Genomic DNA, 24322 nt, shown 5'->3' with positions numbered 1-24322 from the left:
AATGGGCTACTGGTGGCGGTCGATGATGCAGGCTAGGCGCTGGCCCTCGTCGGCGCGGTGCAGCCAGATGTGGGAGCCCCCGCAGCCGACCTGGTAAGCCGGCTCGGGAAACAGCTGGCGCACATCGGGGGCGAGGTCGCGCACGTCGGCCAGCGGGGCGGTGGTGGCCAGCAGCTGGGCCAGCTCAAGCAGGCGGGCGGCTTCCTCGGGAGAGTTCGGGGCTTGCTCCTGGCGGAGCTCGGGGAGTTGCAGCATGAGAGTGGAAATGAAGCGGTGAGGGATTGAGGCGGGCGGTGGCCCGTTAGCTCTGGCGGTGTCGTCGAAGGGTGCCACCGATTGGGACGGGGCCAGTTGTGGCGGTGCTGGCCCCGTCCGGTGGTTAGGCAGCAGCGGCCGGCGTAGCTTCGGCGGCTTCTAGCAACGCGGGCTGGTCCTCGGCCTGGGGCACGGTGTAGCCGGCGCTGGTCTTGATTTCGGCCAGGCCGGTGTAGGTTTCTTCGCGCCAGATGGGGAAGTCCTCGGCGAACTCGCGCAGGGCCTGCACCTCGGCCGGGTCGGCGGGCGTGTAGCTGAATTGGGCGATGTAGTAGGTGGCCGTTTTCTCGTCCTTGATGGTCTGCTTCTTCTCGGCGCTGATTTTCACCTTCACATCGGCCAGGGTCAGGTCGTCGTAGAAAAGCGGCTCGATGAGGCGGTACAGGTTTTCGACGCTGTAGCCGTGGAAAAGCACGGCGCAAACGGCCCCCTTGGCATCGACAAAGAACAATTCGGCCCAGGTCTTGCGGCCCATGTTCAGGATATTGTCGGAGAAAATGCGCCAGGCCAGGGGCACAAATTCCAGCGAGTTGCCGAGCGGGGTAACGCCGCCGATGTTGAACTGGCCGGCCTTTGCGTCGAAACGAATCTGGCGCGGGTGGCCGGCCAGGTAACGGAAGCGGCTGGTTTCGGTGACCTCGCCGCTGGCCTCGTCCACGGTGGTCGTGAGGTAGGCGCGGGAGGGCGGCGGGGTGGTGAGAATTGCAGCGGGCGCGACTTCGGCGGCACCTGCGGCAGCGGTTTTGGGAGTTGCCATGTGGGCGGTGGTTGGGAGTAAAAAAGCGGGGCCAGTTGTCGGCCGGCCCCTACGCCGTTTTTGGATTAGCGGGCCAGCGTGACGGGCGACGTCAGCACGTAGTATTTGCGGAAAAGGGCCTTCGCTTTGGTGAGGTTGGCGGCCCGTTCGGTTAGGAGCACAGCGACTTTGGAGCGGCTTTCCTTCTCGTAGCCGTAGGCCTGGAATAGCTTGGATTTCACGCGAATTGAGGGGAAAGCGGGGCCAGCAAAAGCCGGCCCCGGTGGGTTAGCGGAATTGCTTGTCGTGGCAGAGGATGGCCCGGCCCACGATGCAGTCGACGCCTCGGGCGGCGGGCTCGTGCTGGTGCCAGAGGTAAGTAGCCAGCAGATTGAGGTAGGCCGGATGGCGGAACTTGCCTTCGTCGTCGATTATCAGAATCAGTTCAGGCGTGAGGCGTACCACGTCGACGGTCTGGCAGTCAAGCATGGCGTATAGCTCGGGCAGCTTGAAGCTCTTGCCATTGGCGGGGCTGACCGGCTGCGGTTGGGCGCTGTGCGGGTCGAGCAAATGGGGTTGATAGTTTGTAGCGGTGCTGGGCATCGGGAAAGCGTTTTAGATGATTGAAAAGCCGGCTATCAGCGGACGTGGCCCACGGTGCCGGGGTAGGCGTGGGCGCTGGCGTGGAAAAGCTGCACGGCGGCGGCCAGCGCCTCATAGCAGCTGCGGCCGGTGCCGTGGTACTGGCTGGGGCAGCCCGCGCCGACGGGGGTGTAAATGGTGATGTTGTAGCGGGTGCCCTGGGCGAAGGCGTAGCCGCTCACCGAGCAGCCGGGCAAGGGAAAGCAGGCGGCGGCAACCTGCTGAAAGCTGGGAGCAAGGCAAGCGGGCATGGTGAGGGGGCAGAAGTGGCCCGCACGAAGGGGGCGCGGGCCGGTGACTACTGAATGGGGGTGCCGTATTTGGCGGCGTATGCGGCGCGGACGGCTCTTTCGGCGGCGGCCCTGGGCGTGGCATGATAGGCAGCGGCGGCAGCGGCATAAGCGGCGCGGGCGACCTGACGGTGGCGGGCAGCAGCTAAGAGCTTGCGGAAGCGACCGGGGCCAAAGTCATTATCCCGGATTTCCCACAGGGCCCGGTCGGCGTAGTATTTGACCGACTGCGCGCGGGCCAGCACCTCGTAGGGCGTGAGCTGGGCCGGGGCCAGCGTGGTGGCCGCCCCCACTGCGGGAGCGGCCGGGGCGCATGGGCTAAGCAGCATGAGCCACCAACTGGGGAGCGGGAGAATAGCAGCACCGGCACTGGCCCAGCGTGTCGCGCCCTTCCTCGCACACGACGCATATAATTTCGGAGGCGGCTTCCTCAGCCGGGAGCTGGACCCCACTAAATGCCTGCTCAGCCGCTGACAACACGCGGGCGGCGTGGCCCTCGGCGGCCTCGGCCAGCATGAGCACCCCGGCGGCCTGCTCTTTGGCAAACTGCGCATAGTGGGCCACGGCGGCGGCAATGGCTGCGAAGGGGCAGGTGAGCCCATTGGCGTGAAAAGATACCCAACCATGCTCGGTGCCGGCCTGCGCAACGAAATAGTGAACCCCGTACTGCGTGTGCGCGACGCTGCCGGTGATGCTGACGTGCACGCCAGCGGAATGAAGTGCGGGACCACACCAAGCGGCGGCGGCCAGCTCTGCGAATTGGAAATGGGTAAACATGACCTGTAAGGGTTAGGTGTGAAATGCGTTGCGGCGCGGGCCGGGCCCTGCGCGCGTCGCCGGCGCAAAACGCCGGGGGCCTCTCCCCCGACTACTATACAAATATACGCTAAACATGCGCTATTGATGCACTAATTGATAACAATAGTTATCCACATTTTACACATAAGTGCGCTAATAATGCGTAACTTGCAGTATGATAAAAGTGCAAAACAGCGGCAGTGGGCTAGTGGTGGCGGTAGTAGGCAGCCGGGGCGTAGCGGCATGCCCCGCGCTGCTGGCGCGGCTGTGCGAACTGGCCCCTGACCAGGTGGTGAGTGGCGGTGCGGCCGGCCCTGATACCCTGGCCGCCGAATGGGCGCGGGCCAACGGTGTGCGCCTGCGCGTGCTGCGGCCGGACTATGCCGCCCACGGCGTGGCCGCGCCCCATGTGCGCAACCGGGAAATAGTGGCCGCGGCCAACCTAGTGCTGGTGGTGTGGGATGGCCAAAGCCGGGGCACGCTGAGCGCCGCCCGTGCCGCTGCGGCCCTGGGCCGGCGCTGCGAGTGGCTGGCAGCGCCGGCACCCGGCGCGGGGCCAGTGCCGGGCGGGCTGGGGCTGTGAGGCCTGCACCGCCGGAGTTGGCGGCGGTGGCCACACCTGCCCCGACCCAACAAACACTAAATGCCCCTGGCCAGGGGGAGCGGGGGCCGGCCGTGAGGCCCCCGGTGCGCGCGTAGCCGCACCATACGCCCGAAGGGCACCCTATGAGGGCGTAGCGGCCGGCTTCCGGCTGCGGAGCCCGAGGCAATGCAGAGTGGAACGGAGCATATTACGGGGGTGCGGGGGACGCCCCGTTGAGCACCGGCCCGAAGGGCACCTAATTCAGCCAGGGGCCGCTGGGGCCGCCGAAGCTGCCTGTGTAGCATCAAGCCGCGCCCTGGCCTTGCTACCGTCGAATCAGATGCTACTCCATCTGGCTTTCATGCGTGCGTGGGGTACGGCCAGGGGGCCGCGCATGAGAGGTGCCGACCAACGGGAGGCGCTGACCTTGCGCATTGGCAACCTGGGCCGGCGCGGTGGGCTGGCGTCTGGATGCTTCTGGATGGGGAGGCAGAGGCCGGCCGAATGGAGCGACGAGCTGCCGACAAGCGGAGGCACGGAGCGCAGTCCGGCCGCCCGGCGCGGAATGAGGTGGGCCGGGCGAGGGTTTGCGGTAGGGGCTGCTGGCTGACCGTCGGGAAGCGTGCTGCCCCGCTGACGGTGATTCTGTGGCATCCTGGTGTCTGGCGGCGGGTGGGGAGAGGCTGGCCGACCATGGGGAGGCGGGCCGGGGCGGTGGCTTTGGTAGGGGCGCTTGGCTGACCAGCGGGAAGCGTGACGCCCCGTTGGCGGTGGTGCTGCAGCGTCACAGAATCGGAAGTAGGCGGGCGGGTATAGCGCGGGACGAGGCGGAGCGTCGGGGCGTAGGGCCCATAGTAAGCGATGGAACGACCAACGGGAGAGAGGGAGCGAACGGAGGGCTCCGTAGCCCCGATGCGAAGCCGCGACCGGCGCGGGCGGTGGGCTGTGGTAGGGGCCGGCGGCGCTTTTGGGCGCTGCCTGACCCGCTGCCGGTCCGTTGCTGGTGAGTCACTGAGCATCTGCTGAAGTGTGCAAGGGATGGGAAGGGCGCGACCAACGGGAGCGGTGCGCAGCACGGCAGCGAAGCGGACCCCTGGACAGCCCGCCCCCCGGAGCGACCAAAGGGAGCGGAGGGGGATGCACCCAAAATAGTTATATCCTACTTACACCACGATTATCTCAACTCAAAAGGTAAAACATTACGTATTATTGTAAATAAGTGCGCTAAACATAGGCGCATCTATTTACGCTATGTTATTCAGCAGCTCAAAACTTGGCCACATTGGCCAGATAATCAGTACCGGCGCGGTCTGGGAAATTGGTACCTCGGCCTTCACTCCTCCTACTGCCAACGAGATTGAAACCTTCGTGCACGTCGTGATTCAAGTGGTGGTGGGAATTGTGACGATTTATGCGACCGTGCGCAAGATGTTCCAGAAGCCGGAAACGGTGGTGAAGCTGCCGGCCGTGGGTGCGGTGGTGGCGCCGCCCGTTGTGCCGGCTCCTGCGGCCGTTGACCCCACTCCTACCGATGCTGGCCATGTCGCCGAGTAAGCCTGCAGCCGCCGGCGCCGCGCTACCGCCTCGGCGTTGGGTACCCTCGCTCACGCCGGCGCAGATGCAAAGCCAGGCGGTACGGCTGCGGCATGCGGTGCCGAGCCTAGCGGCGGCCTACTCGGAGGCGCTGCGTCGGTGGATGGGTGACCCGGTGCTGCGGCTGGCCGGGCTGCCCATCATCACGGAGTGCTACCGGAGCCCGGAGCGTCAGGATGAGCTTTATAAGCAAGGGCGCAGCAAGCCGGGGCCGGTGGTGACCTACAAGCGCGGGGGCGAATCCAACCACAACAAGGTGCCCACGCCGGCGCTGGACGTGGCATTTCTGCTGGCCGATGGCTCGGTATCGTGGTCGGGGCTGCTGCTGAGCAAGTTTGCCCGGCTGATGAAGGCAGCTGATGCGCGGGTGCATTGGGGCGGCGACTGGCCGGGAGACTTCAAGGACAGGCCGCATTTTGAGGTCCTGGGCTAACGCCGCAACCCCTTTTTCTTTCACCTTTTAACCCAATTTCACTGATGAAGCTCTGGCAAATACTCGTGCACGCTGCGGTAAGCGTGATTCTGCAGCTCGTGGATAAGAATCGCGACCGGGCCAGTAAGTAGCCGGTTCCTGCACCACCACAAATAACGGGGCCAGCTGGCCGGGCATGATGTCCGACCGGCTGGCCCCGTTGTTTTACATCAGCTTTGACTGAATATCTGGTGAAGATGAGGTGCTGGTTCTTATACTTGTATTGTATAAAACGGATTATGTGCAAAGCACTGATTCAGAAAAACAAACACCCACCATTATCTAAAACCAGTATGTTTGACCAACCCCTAATAATTGGTAAAGTAGCCGTTGCACAAAGTTTTCATCAGCTCGGAATTCTAATTCTCGATGGCAGTGGCTCGATGCAAGGGTCTGGCAACGGAAATGTTACGAAAGCAGATGAGGTTAATATAGCAGTCAGAGATTTACTCACCCGTTTTAAAGCCAGCAGAATGAAAAACAATTTTTCATTTGCTGTAATCACATTTGATACTAAAACTCAGGTTCGTACCCCCATAACACCCGCCGCAGTAATCGACGATAACGACGATTACAATCCTATGCCCGGGCACGGTGGCGGCACCAACATTGGGATGGCTATGCAGGAGGCTTGGCAGATGGGTGAGATGTTCCTCAACACAGCTCCGGCGGATGGTGTGAAGCATAGCGTCATCCTCCTGACACTTTCAGACGGGGGATGCCAGTATCCGCAACAAACGTTGGAAGTGGCTAATCAGATAAAGACTGACCCGCGGGTAACTGTATGCGCGGCGCTGTTTAATAAGATTGGAGAGCGGGACGCAGCCGGCCAGGCGATGCTACGGGGTATTGTATCTAATCCGGTGCTGGACTTCAAGGATGTGTATGATGCAGAATCACTACGGGCCTTCTTCGAAAAGTCTATCTCACGGGCCTCAGGTGTAGTAATTGCTTAGGTTGTGAGAAATATACTTACTGCCTGTGCCACTCGTCAGTCCAAACAGGTAAATCAGGATGCCTGCGCGAGCAGTGCGAATGCCATTGTGGTAGCAGATGGCCTGGGTTCATTTTTCAAGGCTGAAGTAGCTTCACGTTTAGCTGCAGAGGCACTTAAGTCAAAGCTGGACACAGCCGATGATACTCAATTAAGCCAAAGCAAATGGTTTGAGCAGGCATTCGATGAGGTTCAGCGGGAACTTAAAGCCAGCCCCCTCGCCAACTTAACCGATGTCCCCTCCACGCATAAGCAGGAGCAGGCTTTTGGCACGACGCTGCTCTGCGCGGCGGCTCATGGTGAAACATTGACTATAGCCTACGTCGGTAACGGGGCCATACTACACCTACGCGGCGGCTTCAACGAGTTTCCGGCGACTCGCATTCTGCCCTGGAATGCGTTGAACTACCTGAACCCGCACAACGTGCCGCAGGATGGCCGAAGCGCAATGAACAGGTATATCGCACCGGTGTCAGAAGGCTATCAGGCAGTGCCTACTGTCTTACAACTTAGGCAGGATTTACGAGGTGCCGGGGATATCCTGATTGTCTGCTCCGATGGCATTCATACAGCCGACGATGTTCAAGTGGGCCGGGACAACGAAGGCAACATCTGGCAGTCAGGTGACCAGACACTGGTTATCCTTTATCAGATGCTGGGGGATTTTCTGCAACAGTCTGAACAATCAGCGTCAGACTTGCAGGTAGTGCTGGAGCGTTATCTCGACCGTTTAGCGAATGAGAAACTAATTGATGATGACTGTACGGTGGGTGTGCTCATTACGCCCACCGCACTTGCCTACTACGCCCCAAAGATTAGCGAAACGCAACAGCCGGAAACAGTAGTATCAACAGAGGAGGTTTCGGCGGATGGGACAGCTTAGTATCAGTAGTGGCCAGACTACCGGGCTGAACAGTGAGCTGGCAATTGTGCAGACGCTGGACATTGATGACCAGCCGCTGGGTGAAGGTGGTTTTGGGGCGGTGTATCGCTGCCGGGCGATTAATGGGCAGCCGCTGGCCGTACCGCAGGTAGTCAAGCTATTCCGTGATAACGGGTATGGCAGTGCTGTAAAGGGGATGAACACCATCCAGCGGCTGCAAAACCGGTTGAGCGACGAGCACACGAAGCAACAGGCCAATGGTTCGGACCTGGTCACCGCTTATCCGGCGCTATTGGGAGCTCCACAATTCAGCTTTGAGGGTACGTATCAGGGGCGTAACGTCAGTGGCTACTGTGCCAACAACCTTAAAGAACTAGGCTTTGAAGAGTTCAAAGACATCCTCGACGACCAGCCCGGAGGGCTGCTGACCCGCTACCAGCAACTATCAGCCGACCGAAAGCTACTGTTAGCTTTTCAGTTGGCTTCGGGCTTCCGCCTGCTGCGCGAGAAGTTGTATATCCATGCCGATTTCAAGGCCGGGGCGCTGTTTGTGAACCTGGCCACGACGCAGTGCGCCATAATTGACTATGACAGCGGGGCCGTGCTGGACAATGAACACGACCGCCCGAGCACATTCGGGGAGATGCAGGACTGGCTGGCTCCGGAAATCATGCGCCAGCTGGCCGACCCGTCTAACCACGGCCGGCGCATACAGGTGGATTTCTATTCGGATATGTGGTCGGTGGCGGTGGGAATCTACTACCTGCTCACTACGGTACATCCGCTGTTTTTCTTAACAGAAATCAGCGCACGGGCTATGCAGGCTTACTCGACAGCGAGTAAGTGGCCGGATGCGTCCCCGGCTACCCCCTATTTTAATGCGGCCTACGCCGGGCTTTACGCGCAGGTCCGGAACTACTATGACACGCAGATTCCGCCGCCGATAAAGGACAAGCTGGAATCTGCGATTAACAAGGGCTTCAGCCGGCCGACGATGCGGCCCTCCTACGCGCAGTGGCAGACGGTATTGGGAGCAATTCAGGTGCCCCCGACGGTAGACTACTTCGCAGTGACACCACAGTTTACCGTTAAGGGACAGCCGGTGACACTGACCTGGGCCGTGCAGTCGGCGGCTGAAGTGATTATCGGGCATTCAATCTATCCGGCGGCCGGGTCGCTGAAACTGGTAGCCGAGCAAACCGGTGTTTATCAGCTGACGGCAACCAATGCCTTTGGTACAACTACAGAAACGACGCTGCCGGTTCAGGTAGTAGAAGTGCCTGAAATCAAGCTGTTGGTCCCCTCACCAGCCTTTTCCATTTCTATCTCGCCAAGTCCGCTTTTCACGCGGCTTCCCACAATCAACCTAGCGATACCATTTGACTTTGACCGGCTGGTTGGCTTCCAGGAGGATAACCTGCCCACCCTTCCTACTACAAAATTGGTGCGCCGCACACTGGCCAGCCGACTACGCGAACTGGCGCGCAACACGCTGAAGCAGTTTTAATATCCATTCCATGAATCCTAATTCTACCTCAAATTCTACAGTAGCCAACGCATCGTTGCAGTTGCCTGACACCAACCTGGAGCAAAGCCCTTCGCTGGGTATGCGGTTTCTGTGGTGGTGTGCCGGAGCCGACGGGCAGCTATTAGCCCGTTGCCCCACAGACTATGTCAAGTACGGTAACATTGGGGCTACCGTGGTGCTAACGGCACTGCTGGCATTCATCTCAATGAGCTACGCCCTAAATGCTGTGTTCGACACGCTATGGGCAGCATTGTGCATGGGTGTGGTATGGTCGGTGGTCATATTCGTGCTAGACCGTTCCATTGTATCCAGTATGCGGAAGCCGCCGATGGGCACTAGCTTCTTCAGTAAGGCAGGACTAGGCGAAACGCCGTTTCTACTGGTGCGTCTGGCGGTGGCGATAGTCATCTCATTCACTATCAGCAAGCCGTTGGAGGTAAAGATTTTTGAAAATCGTATTGCAACTGAGATTGATGAAGAAGAAATAAATGAAAGTTTAGCCAAAAACGCGGCTATAGAAAAAGGTGCCGGTGTCAATAGCGCAACAAGCCGAATTGACCAGGCGGACAGAGACTTGGCGGATATTGCACAACGTGCAGGCCAGGAACCGCCAGACCAGCAGTATCAAGCGGTAAAATCAACCTTGGCTCAGCAGAATGCGGACTATTTGGCCACAAGCGCAAAGAACAACTCCCTGATACAAAAGAATACGGGCAGGATTAGCTCTATCAGAAACAGGGAAACGCGTCAGGTTGATAATGGTGACGGTACTTTCCACAACGAACTGAGCCGCGCAGGCCGCAATGCAATTGGCGCTCTAAGTGCTGACAATAAAAGACTTGCAAGGGATATATCTGCTAAAAAAGCGCTTGTAGTTAAAACGAGAGACAAGCGGGATAAGCTGATTGACGACTATCAACAGCAGTTAAATCAGGAGCGTGACCAGGCTGCCAAAGACCAGCAGGCTGCCAAGAAACGCCGTGCCGCCGCCGATACAGCCGCCAGTGAGCGCCAGCAACAGAGCAAGCAGGCGAGAACCAAGTCATATGGTCGTCAGTCCAATGGTACTTATCCTCTGATGACTCAAATCTCGGCGCTGGGCAAACTAACGAGTAAGGACTCTGCTTTGGAGTGGGCCAGCCGGCTGATTACGTTGCTGTTCCTAGTCATCGAGCTAGCTCCCATTCTAGTTAAGCTATTCTCAAAACGTGGGGCTTATGACGAAGAGGTCGAATTAGCGGAGCACATCGCATGGGTACGCACTCAATATGAGAAGTCGCAAATCAACTCGCGTATCAACCGTAAGCTTGATGCCATTAACCAGACTGATGAGCGAGTACGGCGCACGGTGGAGGCCCGCCAGAATAAGACGTTTGAGACGGCCACCAAGAACATTGAGCAACAGCAACAGATTGAACTGTCAAATAACGAGCGGTTACTAAAACTGATTGCGAAACGACAGATTGAACTGGCAGAACAGATGGTTGACCAATGGCATCAGGATGAGCTTAAAAAGCTAAAAAGTAACGCTCCGACAACGGCTCCGGATGCAAATTCAGTGACACTTCCTGTGCGACCATCACCGGCGAGTAATATCAACAACAGCCATTCATCGTAAAAGCATTTACACTGTCTCCACGAACAACGGGGCCAGCTGGCCGAGCGTGATGCCCGACTGGCTGGCCCCGTTGTTTGGGAACTGTTAAAGAACGGCCTTTCGGACTTGGTATAACTCCGCAGCAGAAGCTACAGAAGCAGGATGAATGCAGACTGGGCCTCATAGGCGAAGTGTTCGCCAAGCAGTTAGCCGCTGGTTCAGCAGGGGAAGCGGGAAATATGTATCCTTTTTACTAAGCAAGTACACCTACACTAACCCGAGCTGGGAATGGTATGGTATTCGTGGGTAATGCAGGGCGTGCCAAGCTTGTAGAAATGCCTACAGGGAGCTGCCGAATGCCACAAAATTCATGCAGCAAGCGGACAACAGTGCGGGCTACGCCATTAGCAAGGGCAACAGGCACCCCGTTGCCAATCATCTTGAACTTCGGACTCAAAGGAGGGCCTTCGGGTAAAACATAGCTGTCGTCAACACTCTGGATACGCAGCACTTCCCGCACGGATAAGCGTCGGTTTTCGAATGGATGTAAATGGACTTCATTGTTGCCGTAGCAGGCCGTCGGGCTGTAGCGGTAGCGGTGCAAGCGTTTGAAAGAACGGTTATTAACCAAGCCCTCGGGAGTTTTGGCAGGGATAGCCGAATACAGATTAAATCTGTCACTGGCATTGGGTATTGATGTTTCGTTCTCAGTATGCAAGCATTGGGTAACGCATAATTCCAATTGCCGGGGGCTGGTTGGAGCAGCGGGCTTAGCTCCCAGGGCTTCAACTCCTGGCCATTGGAACTGCTGGCGGAGGCCGGGATGACTTTGCTCCTTTTTCCAGTTAGCCCAGCCAGTAATTGGCATAGCATCGGAGAAAAGACCAAGTTGAGGGGCTTGAACCAAGTCCCGACGCAAACCAATCAGCAAAAGTCTTTCCCGGCTTTGCGGTACGCCATAGTCCAGAGCATTGAGCGGAGCGAAATCTGTGATGTAGTTCTTGTTAAATGTTTCCCGCAATTTGTCGAACTCAGCCCGGTGGTTTTTTTGCAGCAAGCCGGTAACATTCTCGAAAACGAAGAAGGCGGGTTGCAGTTCGTTAATAACGCGGCAGTAAGCAGGAGTTATTTTTCCTCGTTCGCCTTCGATGCCCTGACGGGTGCCGGCGATACTGAAATCCTGGCAAGGAGGCCCGCCGATGATGCCAAATAGCGCGGGGGTGCCATTGGGGAAAGCCTGGCGGGCGACCTCAGCAGAACTGATTTCAAGTAGACTGCCTATATGGGAAATGCAAGCCTCTTTAGCATCAGGATTCTGTTTGCGCCGCCAAGAAGTAACACCTGCGCTATAGAGCGAAGCGAAAACTGCATCCAGTTCATTGGTCCAGACAACGTCGAAGCCTGCTTTTTCGAAGCCCATGTCAAGCAGGCCGCCGCCCGTGAAGAACGACAAAACCGGTATCTGCTGGGCACTAGGTAGATGTAGGGGTGGAATAACAGACACAGCTAAATTGATTGTATTGAGCGAGATTCAGGAAGTGCTAAAAGTACGATTTTAGATAGGCATGCGAGCGATTTCGAGGAAAACTACTGCATCAAATCTGTGTCGACCAAGCTTCAAAAGGCCCGCACAAAGGGCGTACTTGACAGAAGCGGCACTGCTCGATGCCAGGAGCCGCCATGGATTCAGGGTTACCAGCAGCGACAGCCGATTGCATTTGAGCAAGCAGATGGCGGGCTTCATCCAGAAGCTGGAGGCAAGCGGATTCGGTAAAGCCGACTTCGTGTTCGTTACCGGCTAAATCGACCAGCAGAAGACGGGTAGGCCAGCAGCCGGCCTGCTCGTAGAACAGCGCTGCATAAAGCTGTAGTTGCTGGGCATAGGCTGGTTTGATTTCGGCTTCTGCATTGGCATTGAGTTGGAAAATCGGTCCGGTTTTATAGTCTACTATTTCCGGGCCGTCGGTGCCAAGGCGGATAAAGTCGGCAATGCCGCTGATGCAGCCAGACAAGTCAGTGAGTCGTTGCTCGGGACCAAACGGCAGGCCAGTACCACTCGGGGCAGGAATAGGCATGGGCTTGTTAGCTAAATACCAGCGCAGAAGCAGTTTAGTAACGGCGTAGCCCCTGGCTCGGAAGGCCAGGGGTACCAGATGGGTAGAGCCGTCTTTTAACAGCCGTGCTTCTTGGTGGGTAAGTAGCTGTTGCCAGGCAGTTTCGAAGGCTGTGGGTATGGATAGGTCGGTGGTAACAGCGCGCTCCAGCATCCCGTGGACGATAGTGCCCACCGCCGCAGCGCCGCCACTACTCATCGTGCCGACCAGTACTTGAGCCTCCGGCGTTTTGGCAAGCAGAAACTGGTAAGGACAAGCTAATGCCCGGCCGTATTGGCTGGGAGACAGCCTCGTTGGCGTACTGAAGGTGAGAGACATGACCTTATACTAAGCTGTGAGGCTGACCAGCTGGGCCACTACTCCGGAGCCACTGGTAGCACTGCCCAGAGCGACGTGCCAGGTTGAAGGAGTCGATGAACTGCAATTGGCCGCCCGCTTGCCCAGCCACTTTGGTACGGGCAATGGCAATTATTTCGGTTAGCCAGCTGCCTTCTGCCGGATGGCGTAAATCCCACAGAGGATGGACCAATATCGCCAGGTTGCGTTGGCCGGGCCCCCAAGCCAGGGCGGGCAGAGCGGGGCCGGCGCTGGGGGTAAGCCAATGAATTTGCCCCGGTGTGCTTGGAGTAGCGAAGAAGCTGTCCGCAAAGTTTTTTAATTGCTGGTAGTTGAATTCGAGCCAACCATTCAGCTCCGGCGTCATGAACTGGCCGTCGGTACCAACTAAGTATTCCGGGTCGCGCTGAAGGCGGAGCAGAGTGAGTGCCAGTCGCCAATCGAGTAGGGCATGGTAGCTCATGTTACGGTAGCCCATTAGGCACTGGTAGCAGGCACTGGGGCAAGAAGCTTGGTGCTGGGCGCTGTGAATGGTGCCGAGGTAGCTACTGGCAGGACCGCCTTCTAATATCTCGGTTAGAAGGGTGCTACTTCTTATACTCTTAGACACCTTTAATGGAGCAAACCAACGAATGTTGCTTAGCTTCTTGAAATAAAATGGTTTATAGTCGTTTTTATATTCAACGAACCATTTTTCTTCCGCAAGTTTCCATGAACGACTTTTTAGGTGTTCGAACAGGCGGCGCACGAAGCCCGAGCCGTTAGGCAAGGCATCGCTGAGGACAATTTGGCCTACCATGGGGTCTAGGCGGCGGTCGTCGTTAAGGCGCACTTGCGTAATGCCACCTATTTCAATTTCGTCAGGCTCGATGTCAAGCTCGTCGGAAATTGCCCGCTGCAACAGAAACGCGGCGGAATAGTAGGCTGCTTTTAAGCCGTCGCGTTGCGGGCCAGTAGCCTGCGTAAAATCAAGGTTGAGACCGATGGGTACGGCCGTGGGATACAGCCGTAAAATTTCGGTCTTCTTGTTGGCCGCCAGTGCTACCCGCTCGGGGCCATCTTCCCGCGCCAACCACTGCTGGTGCGTCCACGGAGACCCATTTATTTTACGTTCCTGCCAATTATTACGTAGTTCGCCAGCGAAGAAAGCATCACGTGGGCCTTTGTTCAAGCGCCAAGTGATGTCGTCGTCGGCCAGTTGCGCGCAGCCATTGCCCAATGAGACTTCGGCTGCGGGGGCGCTGTCGGGGTTAGATTCGGCTAGCAGCGGCGGGCGCTGGGTAGAGGAGTCGGTTTGTTCGCGGTCGTCGTGGCCGGGGCCATAGTCAGTGCGGAAGGCGCGGGGTGAAACAACCTCGAAAATATGGGCAGAGCTAACGCTATTTTCGGCCGGTAGCAAAGTGGCGTGACAGGCCGGGCACTCCGCTTCGGGCGGAGCAATGCGCTGGTCAGGATTGGCTTCGTCCTGGTAAGTCTTGGTGTAATAGCAGGTGGGGCAGGTCAGCATCCAGCGGCGGAGCAGGAAGGGGCCTTCGTCTTGGTTAGTAACGGTGGTACCGCCGCCTGCAACGTTTTTTTCGTCAAGAGCTGAGGTGAAACCAATGGCCTGGTGGTAGAACTTGTCTTTGAGCTTTTGGGAGCCAGGGGCAAACTCGTAAATGGCCATGTCGAGCGGGCGGTCGATAACAGGCAGATTCCATTGGCCCTGCCGGTTACGACGCGCACCCAGTTGCAGATTACGCACGGCGGTGGGCATTCCGAACATCGGCAGTACCCCGCCTTGCGCGAGTTTGTCAGCGGTGTTTTCGCCAGGGGTATTACTGTTCATTACCCGAACGACATCAGCTAATAAACCCTCATTAGTATCTCCTACCCAGGCTGTGAGACCAGGCACCAAGTGAGCATTTTTAGGGCCGGACATTACGGCGAGAATGCTTGCGGCCCACGCACTACCTTGGTTTTGTAGCCAGTCGGTTACGGCGGGACGGTACATCTCCCACTCGGTTGTACCCCCAAATTCTCCGTGGACGCCTCCAGCGGCTGCTTGGGCGCTGGCGAAAGCTTCGCGCAGGGCAGCTTTGGCCAGTACTCGCTTAAGAATGCGGGGCTGGTCGATGGCCAGGAAGGGTGTAGGAGCGTCGTCGCCGGTGATTTTGTGTGGGTTGGCGAAGTAGTATTCGTCGTGGCTACGGCCCCGACAGAAGGTGAAAGCGACGGAATACGCTTGCCCGCGCCGGCCCGCCCGGCCCACGCGCTGCTGGTAGTTGAAGCGTTGAGGTGGCATGTTGGCCAACATCACCGCCTGCAACGCTCCAATATCCACCCCGACCTCCAGGGTAGTGGTAACGCTAAGCAAGTCTATTTGCCGGACCTGGGCCGGACCGTCGGCGGCCAGCACGACGTTGCGGAAATGCCGCTGGCGTTCAAACTGGTCATCGGTTTGGCCGGTAAGTTCTTCACAATGCAGACGAATGGATGGGCGCGGGTGCAATGCGGCGTGGTAAGCCAAGTAATTCTTCTCCCACAAGTGCTCGCACGTTTGCGGCACCCCGGCGCGGGTGTGAGGGGTAGCGGGCAAAGGACGACGGCAACTGGTGCAAATGCCAGCGGCGCGGTGCAGGTGGACGCGGTGGCAGGTAGGGCATTTGTAATAAGGGTCGGTGGCGTTAGCGGCTTTCAGCCAGAGATTGATAACGTCCACGTTTCCGAACGCATCAATAGCCGCTAAGCTGCCATCGGCGGCGCGGCGCAACTGCTGCCGAACCCATTCGCCCACGTCGTACCAGTCAGCACCAGGCCCTTCGTGAAGAAGACAAACTTCGCTTAGGTAGTTTTTTACAGCGGCGGGAAAGTCCCTGGCATTTTGTAGCGGGTTCTGGTTGTCGCGCTGGTATTCACTACCGGCGTATTTGTATTTGTCGCCGAGGATGCGTACCACAGCACTGAGCAAATCTGAGGCGTGTTTTTGCAGCGAAGCGGGCAACGCCGCCAGAGCTGCGGGGGTGGGTTCGGGACGAACCACGGGAGTGCCCAAACCCGAGGCTTCTAATGAATAAAATAGGCGGCGGAAGAGCAGCTCGGCAATGCGTAAAGAAAGCCCGGCACTAACACGGTCAGTAAAACCGGCGTGAACACCGTTCCACTTGGGGTTTTCAGGCTGAGTGTAATCCACACCTTCGTACCAAGGGTTTTGGTGGTTTTGCGCATCCAGGAATTGTAATTCCAAATCATTCCCGCCGGGATTAACCCCCAATTTGAGAAACTCGCGCAGCAATGCACCGCCACCGGTTGGGGTCTGGCCTACTACATCAAGCCCTTGCGCCAGGTTTCGGATGGAGACAGTGCCTTGCGTGAGAAGTGCAAGCTGGCGCTGTGCCTCCTGCGCCTCCAGTCGTTCATCTTCGAATGGACTGGCTATATCTTTTACCCGGCGCACCCAGGTGCGGATTTTTACGGCAAGAGCAGGCTGTTTTTTTCGGATTTCCTCAAACTCCTCAGCTGTCAGTAAAGGGTTAGAAATAACTGTTACTAGCTCGGCGCCTGCTACCAGCTGCTGTTGCAGGTATTGGGTCAGCAGTTCGCGGAGCAAGTCGCCGTAGTGGTTGCGTTCGATGCCATTGGCAACCTGCGCCGCGTCGTCGCGGCTGTCGGAGAAGACGACTAGCTTGAGGGTGTCGGCTCCAGCGGGCAGTTGCAGCAGCAGTTCTTTTGCGAAGGTTTGGCTGGTTTGGCCGAAACCAGTGCGGAACCCGCGCACCGAACTGAGGCGAAACTTACCCAATTCATGGTTGGCTCCGCAACCAGGGCATACCGCCGGCATGGCCCGCAGGCGCTGGGCCGCTTCCGGGCTGGGGATGCCCTCAATGCGAAACACGCGGCCGTATATCCAATCGGGACCATCGGAGCTGGGGTTGGCGGGAAAGTTTTCGCCAGTCTCTACGCGCCCGCTTCGGCTGTCGATGCGGGCAGGTCGCCAGTAGGCCTCGTTGTCCACCGCTTCGCCCCGAATGAGGGGCTGCTTCCAAAAGTCGGGGTTGCCCTTAGCTCGCTCATGCGCTACAAATTCCTGGTCTGCCTTGGGCCAGAATACGGCGTAGTCGGCGTAGCTGCGACGCTCGACCAAAGTTTCAGCAGCTTTTTCGGGAATTCCTTCAATGTCAGGGCTGACGTTGAGCATTTGGAACTTGCTGCCGTCGGTGAAGCCGGGCAATGACCAATTAAGGCGGGTGCCGCCGTAGAATACGGTGCCGCAACGGTCGCAGTATAAGCCTTCAAGAATATGCTGGCCGGTGGTCGTTTGCAAGGCACTATGTGGCAGCAGTTCGCCGTAGGGCCGTCGCGTGATTTTGCCGTCAGAGCCCGTTACGTCATGGCTGGGGCCAGGCAAGCCAAGCCAGAGGCCGTCGATATTGCGAAAGAAGAAGTGAAAACGGAAGCGTGGCAGGCTGCGAGAGCTATTGCGGGCTGTTTTCTCGGCCACTGGGAATTTGCCTTCGAACGCACCACGGGCAATAAAAAGACCTCGCAGAGCATCGTGAAGCTGTTGCTGAGAATGACCGTTACCAAAGAGGGATTCGGCCAGGTAGTGGAAGCCAGGGGCCAGGGTATCGCCGTGGGCGGGCAGGGAGGGCACAGCCCGCAGCTTAGTGCGGCCGGTTTCGGCATCGGTGACGCGGCAGGCGCTGTAGAGCCGTTCGCGTAAATTCAATTCGGCCGACCAGAGGCTATTAGCCAGGGCTTCCAGGCCCGTGGCGGGTACCGGCGTGACGGGGGGAGACTTGATAAGCGCCGCAGCCGCCGTAGCCGCTGCCTCATCGGTCAATTCGGAGTCAGTGTCCCAAGCTGCCGCGAGGGCGGCAAACGGTGCCAGGGGAAGCGGCGCCAGGCCTTGGGCGGGGGTACTGGCATCAATTTCCTGGCCTTTGATAATTTCAAAAGATGAAGTGCCGTCGGCTTTAGGTGGCACCCCGAAAAAATCCTCTAAAAACTGGCGGCTGTCTTTACCCGTTTGGCCCTCGGTTTCAAGTGAGGCACTACTGGCCAGTATGCGGAGTTGGGGATGAGTGGGACTCAGTCCCAGACGGTCGAGAACCAGGCGTAGCAAGTAGGATACCTCGGTGCCGGCAGTGCCCCGGTAGAGGTGTAGCTCGTCAATGACGAGGTGAAAGATATTGCTTGAATCAGCTGCTAGCCAGTCGCGTGTTTTATCGAACACAGGCCCGTCGAGGGCACGCATCAGCATGATGCTGAGCATGGAGAAGTTGGTGATGAGGATATCAGGCGGCGACTCCTGCATATCGAACCGACTGCGCATTTCGGCCCCGTCGAGCCGGGGGAAAAACGAGAGGAGGTCTTTGCGGCGGTTCTGGTTGGCGGGCTGGCTGGTGAATTCGGTAATTGCGCTGACGTTGTCGCTGGCTTGGGTCAGCTCGTCGCGCAGTTTGTTCACCTTAATTGCATTTATAACAAGCCCGGTTCCAGCACTATTAGGCTTACGCAGCGCACCGGCTACGGGAGTGGCCCCGGTATAGCGGCCGAAGTGGATTCGGTTGCCACGGGCATTGGTATCGAACCAGTGGCGGGCGTCATCGGAATCCAAAGCCCGGCGCAGGCGGGTCATCTGGTCTTCCACCAGAGCGTTCATGGGATATAGGATGAGCGCCCGCACGGCAGCGGGCCGGCGCTCGTGGCCGCGCTGCTGCACGTCGGGGCGCAGGCCACTGGGCGAAAGGCTGTTGCGGTCAACAACTTGGCCGTCTGGGAGCCGGTGAGCCCCAGACCACCAATTCTTGGCAGAACCGGACATGGCCTTGGCGGGGCTCCACTGGGCAATTTCCTTAGTGATTTGCGCTAATAAGGGCAAAAGGAAAGACTCCGTTTTGCCCGAACCAGTACCGGAGGTAATGACGCAATGCTTGTGCTGCAACGAGGTAGCCAACATCTGGACCTGATGCTGGTACAGTTCGATGCCGGGATTATCAATCAGACCGGCCTGAATGAGCCCCCGGAACAAGTCGCCTTGCGCCGGAGTGAGGGTTGGAAGGTCGGCAGCTGTAAGCTGGGCTACGGTTTTGTTGCTGCTTTGGTATTCGGGCAGCGGCTCGACCCACGGCTGGCGGTAGAGAACCCCGTCCTCGTGTAGCAGTTGATTGCGCTGGTCTTCAAATTCGCCAGGTTCGTCAAATTTGGTGCGGAATGCCGTTTCGACGTAGCGAATAAAATTATTGCGAATGGTATCGAAGGAACCAATTGGGTCGTTCATGCTGGGGGAATTAGTAGATTTCGCGGATTTGCTGCCCAAGGACGCTGGGAAGGCGGTTGTACAATAAGTTGTGTGTATTGCCAGTCTGGTACACGTTGTAGCGCCGTTTTTCGCTCTCGTTCCATTCCAGCGTTGGAGCAAAGCCGCTGAGCAGCGCAATGGCGCGCGCGGGCAGCTCGGGAAAAGGAACGGCTGCGGGCACCTTCAGCACTTGGTCTCGCCGGTTGTAGTAAAGCACCTGCTTGTTGGCGTGCTGAAGTACTAGGTAGCGGCCCCAGCTTTTGTCCACGACGTATGGCTTGCCGTTTTGCCAGAGGAAGCATTGACGACGATAAACCCGGTATTCGAATTCAACTAGGCAGAAGGAAGACCGGTCACCGGTTCCCGGTTGCCATCTGAGTGTTTGAGGGTCGAACCACGACTGTTTCCAATCGGGCGGCAGTTCTTCGGTATACTCTACAAGAGCTTGGTGGTAGTCGCGGAGACTGCCGGAGAAGTTCAGCAGATTGGCCTGTACAATATCGCCACAGAATTGGATGCCACATTGAGTAGCAAGCGCTTTTAGTTGCTGGTCGCCGTATAATTGGGCGGGCGAACCGTGGGCCAATAACTCGACCCGGTCGGGTAGCAGCAGCCGGAAAGGTTGTGTGGTGGCTTCGCGGAGTGAGGGCGTAAGACCAGTCAAGTTTTCCGCGATGGTTTGGCCGTCGTACTGGCTGTTTATGGTCACCTGAATGCCAAGAGAGTCGGCCGCTTCCCGGAGTTGGCGCAGCAGTTGCGGAGTACGGGCACCGGTTAGCAGCATCCGGCGGGCGGCATTGCCGGCGATGGGGAGGCGAAGCAAAGCAGGCGGTAACACCTGAATAGTTCCAGCAAGGGAATCGTAGTCGCCAAAGCCCAGTTGGCTGAACAGGCGCAAGGCGGCTTGGCGGTCGGCGGTGGTGGGTGTGGGGTAGTGGGTGGGGCAAGCCAGTCGTCGGTCATCGTGAATAGATTGCAGGGCATCGCCAAACTCTTGGTTGGTGAGCTTACCCACACTGGATAGGTAGTGCAACAGCAGGTCGTTGGGAATGCCGCCGAAATCCTCTTGCGGGAAAGAATTGGTGGGGGGCGCAAGGTGACCAAAAGCAGCTGCAGGCTCGAACTGAAAGCTGATGTCCCCATTTCTCCGATGCAAGGGGTCCAATTGAGTTTTGGGACCAATCAGGCAAGTGCCGTTGTACACAACTGCTTCATCAGGGTTGGCTACTTCGCCCCGGGGGCCACGTAGTGGCACTTGGTAAGTGGTGGGCAATGCCGGCTCCTGCAACCGGAATGGCAGCGTTTGGAGGTCGGCGGTCCCGATGCCAACTATTCGAAATTGTTCGCCAACCGGCAAATCGTGCGGTAGCCGCCAAGCGCCCTGGTCGTGCGCGGCGCGGGTGTCGGGCAGAAGGCTGGTGGGTGAGCCGACAGGAAGCAGGGCGTAACCGAGTTGCTGACCAACCGCGCCGTTGATGAGCCGAAATGTGGGGGGCGAAGCAGCCAGAAAGGAACGGTGGCCGCAATCGAGCCCTCCGTGCGCCCGGATGTAGGTTTCGGTGGGCACCTGGACTCCGGCCAGCGCAGTGGTGTTTCTGGGTAGATTGCTCAACCAGAACAGGCTGTGTGTGGCAGGCAGGCCCGCAAAATTTGACCAGTCTTGGTATGAGTTGGCGGCCTGCGCGAGTTGCCGAACGTCATTGGCCAAGTGCTTTTCACATAAGATTAGCAGTTCGGTGCCTTGCTCTAAGGTAGGAATTGGCACCCACTGCTGATGGAAATTATAGCGCCCGCCAGGAACAAAGACCTGCAGCGGGTTGAGTTTGGCGCGCAGTATCCACTTGTTGTGGGAATCGGAAAATTCCTGCAGGGCAGTGCGGGGCAAAATTCCGAGCAGTTCACACGACCATTCGGCAGAAGCCGGCTCCACCATTTGGGATGGCTGGCCGTGAACGGCAATGGTCAGGTTCTCGGGCAGGGGCGTCCGAATGGAGAGGCGATATGACCAAGTAATGGTTTCACTTTCTGCCAGGTCTATTGGCAGGAAGGGAAGCAGGGTGCCATAGGTAATGCCCCGGTGGAAAACTTCTTCTACCTGCTCAACTCCTTGGCGGACAACAATTTTGCGTTCACGGTAGCTGGTGTTACCTCCCCACGCTTGTAGCTTGCGGGCTACAATGTCGGTCAGAGCTTTGCCAAGGGGGGAATCTTTTTGCAGTTCCCTGTGAGCGGCAGCTGGCAGTGGCAATGGCCCGGCCAACAACATTTTGTGCATTTCGACAGCGGTTATCCGGCTGCCAGGCAACAAGTTGTGGTGGGCAAAAAAACGTGGCAAGCGGTTGAGCACAGCAGGCGGCAATAAGCACTGGGATTGGGGCCACCCCACATAAGCATGTCCTCCCAACTGCCTGGCCATTAGTGTCCCCCGCTCACCTGCGAGTTCCTGCTGACTCCAACGCGCCAGCTCTTCCCACATAGAGGGCCAGGCACTTCTTAGTTCCGTGAGTGTGTTACTCGGGAAATCAGAACTGCTGCGAATCAGGCCGCGGTCAAGGAAAAATTTGCGCCAAATCTCGTAGTAACTAGCACTTTGCTCAGGAGCATCTACCATGCTGAAGGGCATGGTAAAACAAGCCAGGTATAACAAATGCAACGGCACGGTTTGCGTTGAACTTCCTTGCTCGTAGTAGAATTTACGGCCACCGTACACTTGACCGGACAGGGGGGCTCTCTTCCAGTCTTCATAGGCGTATTTGGCCGCCTGAGCTGGGTTTATTGGCGCAACCCGGATTCTTCTTCCCTGCGCCCCGCTCCCACCCTGCCAGTATTCTTGCGTCGTGTGGTTGCTAGTCGGCCGCCAAAATAACGGCCCGCTTTTCATGGCCTGCCAAAAATCTGCGATTATGACTTGGTCTTCCTGTGCGGCAAGCTGGGTAGTTAGCAGCTGAGCATTAGGCTGGCCAGCCGTTTTTTTCAGGGCTTGAATGAGGTCATCTTCCGTTAAATAAAGGAAAACTTCCTGGCCGGCGCGGGTTGAGGTAAAAATAAAATCTGCAACAGTTTTATTCCAGTAGATGTAATTCATGTAGGGCAAAGTGTGGAAACCAAGTCCAAAGTAGCCACACGAATCACAACTAAAACATATTTTAGACTAGCATGAACTAATCTCCATTATTACCTCATCATTTGGTCGCGTTATCTGCTTAACTAACTGATTCAATGTAGTAGCGCGGCAAATTGATTTTAATTCACATTCCCATACGACTATTACTCTCCATCCCAATAGAACAAGTTCACGCTGTTGCTGCCAGTCGCGGGCTTTGTTATGACCGAGCTTACGCTGCCACCACTCGGTACGGGATGATGGAAGGCGAAAACATGGCTTATCGTCGTGGGCGTGCCAAAAGCAACCATGTACTAAGACCACAGTTCGATGGCGCGGCAGTACAATATCAGGCCTACCAGGTAGGCCGGGGTAATGCAAGCGAAACCGGAGGCCTTGGGCATGCAGGTACTTTCGCACAAGCATCTCCGGTTTGGTATCCTTGTCCCTGATGCGAGACATATTGAAGCTTCGAGTCTCTTTGGTATGAACATCGGCCATGCCTACACCAACACAAGACAAGGGCTGATTGTGCAAAATTTCACCCTTGCTACCTGCACGGGCTACCTTGCAGACCAAAGCATAAATCAATAGAAATGAGAGTCACCCTATACCAGCCTGGTCAACCGTCAGAGGATATTGCACCTAATGGGTTCAGCGTGGATAAGGATAGCGGCCAGGTGGTTCAAGATGCCGTTCGCGCTTCTGAACTGCTGGGCTGTATGCCCGCCCTGGTAGATGTTCTGGCCTGCGGTGAAGGATACCTTATGTACTCAGTATTTGATTATGAGGGGGCACAAAACCATGCTGCTATGTCGGTTCTAGCAGAAATCAGCGGCATCGGGTCAGACGCTGGTGATGATGACGAGGTATTGCGGGGGCCGGTATTGGTAATTTTAAGCTAATGCTGTGGACTGCATCTGTCCGCCTCAGTGGCGGTTCTGGCTATAGTTATCAGGTCGGGCCGGGTTTCCTGCATCAGCTCGTGCAGGATGTGCTGGCGCTCGTGGGGCTGCAGCTGCTTCCATTTGGCGACCCAGCGGGCGGCCTTGCGTTTGATGTACTCCCGTTCGCGGTAGTCGTCGCCGGCGAATCGGGCATCGTGTAGCACCTCGGGGCGGGCGTAGTTGTAGAAAAGCCATTCGGTGGCCGCGCCATGGCGGGTCTGACTTTGGAATTCGGTGCGGTTCCAGTGGCTGAGCTGCCGGGCGTAGCGTTCGTTGGGATAGGTGCTCACCAGGCAGTCGACGCGGAGGAAGCGGATGGCCGTTAGCAGTTCCTCATGGTCGCGGTCGGTCATCTCGAAATTGTAGTGCAACTGCTGACTTTTGCGGCTGTCGAGCGGGTACGGCGGGTCGCAGTAGATGACTACCCGGCCGAGGTCTGGGCGCTTTAGCACGGTGGCCAGGAAGTCGAGGGCGGGCAGGTTGTAGAGGTCGAGGCGCGGGCCCAGCTCGGCGTTGCGCCACTGGTCGATGATGTAGGGGTCGAGGTCGTTGGCGATGACCTGGGCAGGCCACTGGATTTGACGGGTCAGGGCACAGTTGCCGAGGAAGGGAATAATCAGGGTGTCGTGGGGCCGGACGTGGTTGATAATCTTCTGGCAGGTGCCGCTGCTGCCCTTGCCGCCGTAGTAGGTGCTGATGGTGGGAAGTTTAATCATGGCGGTGCTGCAGGTGAAGGCCCCGGCCCTCGAACGACTGTTGGAACTGAGCGAAATTGTAGGCGACGAAGGCCAGGCCCTGGGCCTGCTTCAGTTCGTTGAGAAACTGCTTCTGGTCGTCGCGCAGGGTATCGCGGCCGGCCTTCACTTCGACGCCCACGAACACGCCGTCAGCGAGGCGGAAGCCGATGATGTCGGGCACGCCGTTACAACCCTGGGGGTTTTTCTTCCAGCGGCCGGTCTGGGTGTCGTAGATGCCGGTGGTGTTCTGGCGCCATACTTTGAAGCCGTGTTTGGTGAGGTAGGCAATGATGGCGCTGGTTATCTCGCCGGCTTTGAGGGTACCGAAATCGAGGGGCAGCTGGTCGTGTTTGCGGGCTATCATGGGCGGG

The 24322-nt window shown here is 57.7% G+C and carries 22 protein-coding genes; 8 read left to right on the top strand and 14 right to left on the bottom strand.

Annotated elements, in window-relative coordinates; translation table 11 throughout:
• Positions 1–6: 6 nt before the first annotated feature.
• The 7 genes from Q5H92_RS20215 to Q5H92_RS20185 form a co-directional block, all read right to left on the bottom strand.
• A complete protein-coding gene (locus Q5H92_RS20215) occupies positions 7–255 on the bottom strand; it encodes a hypothetical protein (protein ID WP_305013369.1) in 249 nt (82 codons plus the stop codon).
• A 124-nt stretch (positions 256–379) separates the two neighbouring features.
• A complete protein-coding gene (locus Q5H92_RS20210; protein WP_305013368.1) occupies positions 380–1072 on the bottom strand; it encodes a hypothetical protein in 693 nt (230 codons plus the stop codon).
• A gap of 65 nt (positions 1073–1137) precedes the next feature.
• Positions 1138–1293 carry a hypothetical protein gene (locus Q5H92_RS20205; protein WP_305013367.1) on the bottom strand — a complete coding sequence of 52 codons (156 nt, stop codon included), beginning with the start codon at positions 1291–1293 and terminating at the stop codon, positions 1138–1140.
• Positions 1294–1339: 46 nt separating this feature from the next.
• On the bottom strand, positions 1340–1654 hold the full coding sequence (locus Q5H92_RS20200) for a DUF3846 domain-containing protein (protein WP_305013366.1): 315 nt from the start codon (positions 1652–1654) through the stop codon (positions 1340–1342).
• Positions 1655–1689: 35 nt separating this feature from the next.
• A complete protein-coding gene (locus tag Q5H92_RS20195; RefSeq protein ID WP_305013365.1) occupies positions 1690–1944 on the bottom strand; it encodes a hypothetical protein in 255 nt (84 codons plus the stop codon).
• 47 nt (positions 1945–1991) lie between these two features.
• Positions 1992–2312, bottom strand: a complete 321-nt coding sequence (locus tag Q5H92_RS20190) for a hypothetical protein (protein WP_305013364.1) — start codon at positions 2310–2312, stop codon at positions 1992–1994.
• A complete protein-coding gene (locus tag Q5H92_RS20185) occupies positions 2302–2760 on the bottom strand; it encodes a hypothetical protein (protein WP_305013363.1) in 459 nt (152 codons plus the stop codon). The genes Q5H92_RS20190 and Q5H92_RS20185 overlap by 11 nt, the downstream gene beginning before the upstream one ends.
• 196 nt (positions 2761–2956) lie before the next feature.
• Between Q5H92_RS20185 and Q5H92_RS20180 the strand changes: the two genes are divergently transcribed.
• From Q5H92_RS20180 to Q5H92_RS20150, 7 genes are all read left to right on the top strand, one after another.
• Positions 2957–3364, top strand: a complete 408-nt coding sequence (locus tag Q5H92_RS20180) for an SLOG family protein (protein ID WP_305013362.1) — start codon at positions 2957–2959, stop codon at positions 3362–3364.
• A gap of 1251 nt (positions 3365–4615) precedes the next feature.
• Positions 4616–4918, top strand: a complete 303-nt coding sequence (locus tag Q5H92_RS20175) for a hypothetical protein (protein WP_305013361.1) — start codon at positions 4616–4618, stop codon at positions 4916–4918.
• Positions 4878–5390 carry a M15 family metallopeptidase gene (locus tag Q5H92_RS20170; protein ID WP_305013360.1) on the top strand — a complete coding sequence of 171 codons (513 nt, stop codon included), beginning with the start codon at positions 4878–4880 and terminating at the stop codon, positions 5388–5390. The genes Q5H92_RS20175 and Q5H92_RS20170 overlap by 41 nt, the downstream gene beginning before the upstream one ends.
• A gap of 332 nt (positions 5391–5722) precedes the next feature.
• Positions 5723–6385, top strand: a complete 663-nt coding sequence (locus tag Q5H92_RS20165; protein WP_305013359.1) for a vWA domain-containing protein — start codon at positions 5723–5725, stop codon at positions 6383–6385.
• Positions 6386–6388: 3 nt separating this feature from the next.
• On the top strand, positions 6389–7306 hold the full coding sequence (locus Q5H92_RS20160) for a PP2C family serine/threonine-protein phosphatase (protein WP_305013358.1): 918 nt from the start codon (positions 6389–6391) through the stop codon (positions 7304–7306).
• A 46-nt stretch (positions 7307–7352) separates the two neighbouring features.
• The gene (locus Q5H92_RS20155) at positions 7353–8813 is read left to right on the top strand and encodes a protein kinase domain-containing protein (RefSeq protein WP_305013357.1); all 1461 of its coding nucleotides are present in this window, start codon (positions 7353–7355) and stop codon (positions 8811–8813) included.
• A gap of 10 nt (positions 8814–8823) precedes the next feature.
• A complete protein-coding gene (locus Q5H92_RS20150) occupies positions 8824–10452 on the top strand; it encodes a DUF4407 domain-containing protein (RefSeq protein ID WP_305013356.1) in 1629 nt (542 codons plus the stop codon).
• A gap of 232 nt (positions 10453–10684) precedes the next feature.
• Here the strand turns inward: Q5H92_RS20150 and Q5H92_RS20145 are convergent, their stop codons facing one another.
• From Q5H92_RS20145 to Q5H92_RS20125, 5 genes are all read right to left on the bottom strand, one after another.
• Positions 10685–11884 carry a DNA cytosine methyltransferase gene (locus Q5H92_RS20145; protein ID WP_305013355.1) on the bottom strand — a complete coding sequence of 400 codons (1200 nt, stop codon included), beginning with the start codon at positions 11882–11884 and terminating at the stop codon, positions 10685–10687.
• A gap of 142 nt (positions 11885–12026) precedes the next feature.
• On the bottom strand, positions 12027–12863 hold the full coding sequence (locus tag Q5H92_RS20140; protein WP_305013354.1) for a RecB family exonuclease: 837 nt from the start codon (positions 12861–12863) through the stop codon (positions 12027–12029).
• A 4-nt stretch (positions 12864–12867) separates the two neighbouring features.
• Entirely contained in the window at positions 12868–19143 is a 6276-nt protein-coding gene (locus Q5H92_RS20135) for a DEAD/DEAH box helicase (protein WP_305013353.1), read from the bottom strand.
• Positions 19144–19153: 10 nt separating this feature from the next.
• Positions 19154–22249 carry a hypothetical protein gene (locus Q5H92_RS20130; protein WP_305013352.1) on the bottom strand — a complete coding sequence of 1032 codons (3096 nt, stop codon included), beginning with the start codon at positions 22247–22249 and terminating at the stop codon, positions 19154–19156.
• A 66-nt stretch (positions 22250–22315) separates the two neighbouring features.
• The gene (locus tag Q5H92_RS20125) at positions 22316–22768 is read right to left on the bottom strand and encodes a very short patch repair endonuclease (RefSeq protein ID WP_305013485.1); all 453 of its coding nucleotides are present in this window, start codon (positions 22766–22768) and stop codon (positions 22316–22318) included.
• Between the two features lie 95 nt (positions 22769–22863).
• Between Q5H92_RS20125 and Q5H92_RS20120 the strand changes: the two genes are divergently transcribed.
• Positions 22864–23172 carry a hypothetical protein gene (locus Q5H92_RS20120; protein ID WP_305013351.1) on the top strand — a complete coding sequence of 103 codons (309 nt, stop codon included), beginning with the start codon at positions 22864–22866 and terminating at the stop codon, positions 23170–23172.
• Here Q5H92_RS20120 and Q5H92_RS20115 read toward each other — a convergent pair.
• Positions 23169–23930 (bottom strand): DNA adenine methylase, encoded by a 762-nt coding sequence (locus tag Q5H92_RS20115; RefSeq protein WP_305013350.1) that lies wholly within the window; start codon positions 23928–23930, stop codon positions 23169–23171. The genes Q5H92_RS20120 and Q5H92_RS20115 overlap by 4 nt on opposite strands.
• A complete protein-coding gene (locus Q5H92_RS20110) occupies positions 23923–24315 on the bottom strand; it encodes a VRR-NUC domain-containing protein (protein WP_305013349.1) in 393 nt (130 codons plus the stop codon). Before Q5H92_RS20110 ends, Q5H92_RS20115 begins: the two co-directional genes overlap by 8 nt.
• Positions 24316–24322: the final 7 nt, after the last annotated feature.

It is taken from the genome of Hymenobacter mellowenesis, assembly GCF_030581005.1.
Classification (GTDB): domain Bacteria; phylum Bacteroidota; class Bacteroidia; order Cytophagales; family Hymenobacteraceae; genus Hymenobacter; species Hymenobacter mellowenesis.
This window is presented reverse-complemented; position numbering and strand designations above follow the sequence as displayed.